Genomic DNA, 1,300 nt, shown 5'->3' on the forward strand with positions numbered 1-1,300 from the left:
CGATGCGGCGGTTCATCTCCTCGACCAGGCTCTCGACCATCTCGGTCGCCTCGATCACCTGCTCATCGGCCGGGCCCTGGATCAGCACCGTGGCCAGGCCGTCGAACATGGCCCAGTCGCCGGCGCCCTTGAGGTCGGCGATCCGGAACTCCACCCGGCGGTCCAGGCACGCCCACAGGGCGAGCGCCCGCAGCGCGGCCGTCTTGCCCTGGTTCGACAACCCGGTGATGAGCAGGTGCCGCTGATAGAGGGACAGGGCGGCAGCGTCCCCGCGCAGGTCCTGACCCCACGGCGCCTTGCCCTTGGCGTAGTCGGCGGTCAGCGTCTCGTCCGTGGTCAACGGGGACGGGCCGATCGGCTCGTCCAACGCGCCCGAGTCGGCGATCCACAGCCGCACCGTCCGCGCGGCCTGCGGGATCGTGATGAACACCTCGTGCTCGTGCCGGGTCAGGTTCTCCGCGAGCTTCTTGCGCCGCTTCTGCACCTCATCGGTCGACACCCCGGAGGGAAGCGTCACGTCGACCTCGACACCGCATCCGGCGATGGTGATCGGCCCGAGCATCGAGGCACCGGCGTCGCCCATCTCCTTGATGGCGTTGCGCAGCGCGGGCACGCCGAGGTCGCGCAGGGCCTTGACCACGATGGACGGGGTGATCGGCTCACCCTCGCCCGAGCGGACGTTGGCGGGCAGGGCCCAGGCGGGGGCTGCGTGCTGCTTGCGACCGACCGACCACAGCGCGAGCAGGGCCAGGAACGGGCCGATGGTGAGGGCCGGGCCCCACACGATCTGCACGATCCGGATCAGCAGGGCGATGAAGTCGATCGTCGCCGACAGGGGCGTGATGACGTCCCCGACCTGGCCGGTGTTGATGGCCATCACGACCCCGAGCGCGACCAGCACGCCGATACTCATGCCGGCGCCGACGGCCACACCCTTGGCCGCCTCGACCGGGGAGTGGAGGAGGTCCATGCGGCGGTGGTGGCGGGCGGCGCGGAAGCGCTGCAACCGCTCCTCCCACTCCTCGGCCGCTTCCAGGTTCCCCGCGGCTTCCGCCGCCCGGATCATCCGCTCGTACCGCGAGCCGGTACGGCCGTCCCACGCCCGACGGGCCACGATCCGCCCGCCGTTGAAGGTGTAGAGGCCGTGCCGGGCCGTCGCACGGACGACCGTCCTCGTCCGCTCGTGCGTCACGGCCGTCTTCACCGCGTGTCCGGAGCGGACCCACAGCGGCACCGGCCGTGCGGGCGGCGCGTCGGGCACGACCGTGAGCACGGTGGGGGCCGTGTCCGGGGTCGGGGG

Annotated in this window: 1 protein-coding gene; it reads right to left on the reverse strand. The window is 72.1% G+C overall.

The genetic code is table 11. From position 1 onward, the window contains the following. Window positions 1-1,300 (reverse strand): FtsK/SpoIIIE domain-containing protein (locus ACH4KB_RS37905; protein ID WP_398071639.1); only part of this gene is annotated, 1,300 nt, incomplete at both ends.

The organism is Streptomyces sp. NPDC017520, from assembly GCF_044329855.1.
In the GTDB taxonomy this organism is placed as follows: domain Bacteria; phylum Actinomycetota; class Actinomycetes; order Streptomycetales; family Streptomycetaceae; genus Streptomyces.